3 protein-coding genes are annotated in these 4520 nt (G+C 39.1%); all 3 read right to left on the reverse strand.

Features of this window, described 5'->3' with window-relative positions; genetic code table 11:
- The coding region (locus AC1DBT_RS05880; protein WP_480018996.1) for a hypothetical protein at positions 1–2447 on the reverse strand (2447 nt) is incomplete at its 3' end.
- A gap of 977 nt (positions 2448–3424) precedes the next feature.
- The gene (locus AC1DBT_RS05885) at positions 3425–3706 is read right to left on the reverse strand and encodes a type II toxin-antitoxin system YafQ family toxin (RefSeq protein ID WP_480018997.1); all 282 of its coding nucleotides are present in this window, start codon (positions 3704–3706) and stop codon (positions 3425–3427) included.
- Complete coding sequence (locus AC1DBT_RS05890; RefSeq protein ID WP_480018998.1) at positions 3696–3977, reverse strand: type II toxin-antitoxin system RelB/DinJ family antitoxin; 282 nt, start codon at positions 3975–3977, stop codon at positions 3696–3698. The genes AC1DBT_RS05885 and AC1DBT_RS05890 overlap by 11 nt, the downstream gene beginning before the upstream one ends.
- Between the last annotated feature and the right edge of the window lie 543 nt (positions 3978–4520).

Raw genomic sequence — 4520 nt, forward strand, 5'->3', positions numbered from 1 at the left:
CCTGGAGTGGTTTTACCGCTCACGGTTGTCTTGTCTTTACCAGTCTTGTTTTCAGCTTTCTGCTCGCTAACAGCTGGTTTCACGGTTATGGTTAGAGTTACGTTACCGGTTTTTCCTGCCGAGTCGGTTACCGTGAAGGTTATAGTATGTGTACCAACTTCCTTCGGCAGCATCTTCGTAACAGTGAGATCCAACACTTGTTCCTGATCAGTGTCAGTGGTTTTTGAAACACTCGCACGACCACTAAGGATATCAGCTTGTTGAAGCAGATTGGCGCCCATTAGCGCGTCTATATAGTTGATTTTTTCAACCTTCACATCATCTGTAGCAACAATGTGAATCTTCAGATCTTGCCCAACTGTTACAGGCGATGAAGTAGCAGTAATTGTTGGGTCTTGAGCATCCTTAGGCGCAGTAGCTTGTTTTTTATCACTGTTTTCTGAAGTTAGTTCAAATCCTGAAATTGTTACTTTAAGAGTCTTTTCTTCAGGCTTCGTGACAGTCGTTGTTGCATACACGTCGCCTTCAGGAATTCCATCCTTAACAGTAATCTCCGCTTTATCGCCGTTAATCGTTGTAGTAGAGCCGATTTCATTGTTATCTTTATCAAACAGTTTAACTGTTGTAGTAATCTTATCATCCTTAGGAATACCGCTTCCAACAGATACTGTTACTTTCTGCCCTTTCTTTCCAGCAAGATTAGTCAGATCAGTGTCGATAACTGGCTTCTGTGGTTTAACATTGATGGTTACAACTGGTTTTGCTATACTCGTGGACTTATCAGAGTATTCTCCCTTAATACTATGTTTAAATACTCCAACTGTATCAAATGCACCATCTTTATCAGTTTTTGGAACAGAATCGCGGCCATTCCACGTTAATGTTGGCTTCTCTTTAAGATTGGCTTTGTCTTTAATATCAACAAATTTGTCAATGTCTGTCAATGGCGGTAATTTTTCACCAACGGTAGTATTAATGGTTTTACCGGTAAGAGGATGTACTTTAGCAAGTTTTGGCCTTGTAGTAACTGTGACTTTAACTTTGCGTGTGGTAACGTTGCCAGAGCCATCCTCGGAAGTAATGGTTACTTCCTTTTTTTTCATGTTTTTAGTAACAGTGATGTCGCCTGATGAAAGCGGTGTGTTTTCGCTTCCAGGGCCTTGCTTGGTTATAGGAGTGTCCGTTAAACCAGAAATACTAAACTTCTCAATATAACCCTTGTCATCGGTGGTAGTGAAGCTTAGTGTATCGCCTTTATAAAGATTAATGGTCTGATTGTCGTCGGTTATTTCATTGCCATTGTAATAAATTTTTGGCGCTATGCTGTCGGTTTTATTGCGCTTTAATTTACCATCTTTGTCTTCATCGTTTTCTGGGTCTCTACCAGAAATAACTGTGTATGCAGAACTTGTAGTTGCTCCATAAGAACCGCTATTTGCCCATGTCCATGCGTTTTGAATGTTTGCATACTTGTCGTTATAATTGTCTGCGTTTTTATTAATAGCTCCTGGACGAAGCTTTAATTCTGCATGCATATGATACGCAACATTGTCATACGGTTTAGCAACTGTTATACCCAAACCGTAATTTTTGTTATACTGCGGATTATAAAAAGCATACGTTGTTTGATCTCCAGCCATTCGGCTAATAAGAGGGTCATTTCCGTTTTTATGGAAGATTTGATCTAAATCGTCATTAACTTTATTAGGATTAAGTCCTATACCTACCTGATAAAGAGCATATTTATCTTTTCCAAAATGCACATCTTTTTGTCTCATGTCAGGTACCGAAAATGATAGGGAATCATCTTTCTGAAAGGCTTCCGGATCTTGCGAAAGAATGTGACCTTCTTTTTTCGGTCTGTACGCATCGTATCTAAGATTAGTAACCGTATCAGATTTATATAACCCATTTGAATCCAAGTCTGCAATCGCATATGGTACCTGCCATAAGTACCATTGCCTGTCAGATTTAGATATCATTGACTTAGCATTATTGTTGAAGAAAACATCGAAAACAAGATAGTCAGAGTTGTCACGTGTTTCCACATGCGCATACATAGCTGTTTTATCATTAACAGCTTTCCAATTGGTATCAGATCCTTCCACGTCTGATTTTATTTCTGTTGCATCGCTGTTTCTACCGCGTAATCTTCTAAATTCAAGAATATTTGGATGCTGCAACCAAGGTTTCTTGTCGCCTAGTGGAACATATTCGCGATCTTGATACTTAGTAACCGTGCCATTCGTAGGCTTTTTAGCTGGTGCAGTCTGTGTTGGTGTAACATTTGTGGTTGCTTGAGCAGCCAAGGCAGGCTGGCCGCCTAAGCAGGTTGCCGCTGTCAGTAAAGCAGCCGTTGTTGCTAGCGGCAGCGTGTGTACTTTGTACGCAGAATGTTTTCTGGAAGATTTTGATGATGTATGTTTTGAAGGGTTAACCGTTGCCATAACAATCTCCTTAGTTTTCCCTAATCTTTAATGAACCTTTTAACAAATAAATAGAGAGAATGCTATGACAAGTTTTGCCAACACTGGTCACAAAACTCTCTATCTCAATGTGTACATTTAAAATTCTATCATTTTTTGTTATTTTTCATATTACCTTCAGTTTGCAATTAGTTTAGACTGTAAAATTCTTTAGGCTATAAAATTTCCTACGGTATTGTATTAGTGTTGGAAATGTCATGCTATCGTTTGAAGTTGCCGAGCGTTAGAAAGTATATGCTCTAGTTTCTTAACTCTTGGATACAATGCAATTTGGACGAAAACTGAAACTTTTCCTTTTGTACTCTGAAACTGTTTGCTTTCTGTGTTGTATGTTTCACAAGCATCACGCTACTTGAACCTTTTGTTAACACGTTAAAAATTGCAGTGGGTTAGTACAAAAGGATTACACATCAGTTTTCTGTCTCAACGAATTCGTTCGTACGCTGGTTCTATTAAATACGTGCTCTGGTTCTATTAGAATGTTTTCATAATCTGTACGCACTGGTACTAGCAGTAGCTTATTCCCTTTAACAGCATACATGATAGTATGTTCCCTTGCTATTTGAGTCTGGCCATCCACCATCCCAATCAAGGTGGCTTCTGGTATGTTGGGCAACCCGTAACTATCCACCACTCTCGGCGTAGATGAAGCCCATATGATTTTATAGTAACATCGCTTGTGAAGCCTTCAGCAATGAAATCGCTACGGACATTGGACACGAGACTATTCCAGTACTTTGTGCTATAGCCAGAAACCATGTAGTTCTTGAAAATCTTGGCATCCACCCATGATATATGCTTTGATGTCTAAAGACTATGATCGGGCGGTTTGTGGCGATAGTTATCCAATAGATGAGGTTTTTGAAGAGCTTGAACAGGGTCTTTAATGGATGAGTATAAGATAAAAGTTACTCGTCAGACGAAAGAGTATCTTGCACTTACATGTCGAATAGGTCTGTATGACTGCCAGTATCAATAAGAGTGAGGGTGAGAATATCATCCTCTAGCAGATAAACAAGCAACCAGTCTGGCTTAATGTGACATTCGTGAAAACCGTTGAATTTTCCTTTAAGCATATGGTCTTTGTATTTAGGATCAAGTGCAATACCTTGTCTTAGGTTATCTACTACTTCATCTAAAATAGAAAGATCAGTTCCGCGTTTAGCCATACGCTTATAACTTTTCTTATATGCGTTTGTGAACTTAACGTTATACATCATCTTGTAACAACGCTTTCTTAAGGTCTTCCATAGAAGAATATGATGGTACGTTAGGGTCTCTGGAAATTCTTCTGGCTTCTTGCATCGCGGCCAGTGTTTCGGCATTATACTTTGGGACTTCTACTTTAAATGGAAGGCCGCTGTGTAAAATGCATTGGCGTAAGAAGATGTTTACGGCACTTGACATATCGATGCCAAGTTCGCTAAACAGTTCATTTGCTTCTGTTTTGACAGTACTATCAATACGAATTTGAGTGGGACTTGTTGCCATAGTATCAGCTCCTTTTAAGACGATTATGATACATTTGGTATACGTTGTCAAACAATAAACAGGCAATCACCCGCGTTGAGTGATCAAGCTCTCACGTTGGTGTAAATTCATTTTGTATATCCGACTTCAAAATATGCCCGTTATGGAATTATTTCTAAATAGAGCTGAATCACACAAGCTTATCCTTCACAATGTACTTAGATTAAGTTCCGAAACGGAAATAATTATCAATAAACGCATGATTGGCAATTATTTTCTGGGAATCAAAAAGCATTACGGTATGAATTCTCCTCGAGACATTCAGTTGTACACAAAAGATGTACTTGCCAACCTATAAAAAGCAGCCGCTAGATACCAACGTCTTATAACAAAGATAGAATGCAAAAATAAGCTGCAGGTGATGTTAGCGCATTCAAATCCCCAAAGATCCAGCTAAAATGCCGCCAAACACTTGGTTCACAAGCCGCCAAATGCATGAATGCAAACCGGACAAGTACTGGAATGAAATGTTGCCAAATTATCCGTAGGAAGCAAAAAACGGTT

The sequence above is a fragment of the Fannyhessea sp. C0108B2 genome, assembly GCF_056583915.1.

Excerpts from the sequence above, each read along its gene's own strand:
- AC1DBT_RS05885 (WP_480018997.1), bottom strand. The coding sequence starts at position 3,706 with ATGATGTATAACGTTAAGTTCACAAACGCATATAAGAAAAGTTATAAG.
- AC1DBT_RS05890 (WP_480018998.1), bottom strand. The coding sequence starts at position 3,977 with ATGGCAACAAGTCCCACTCAAATTCGTATTGATAGTACTGTCAAAACA.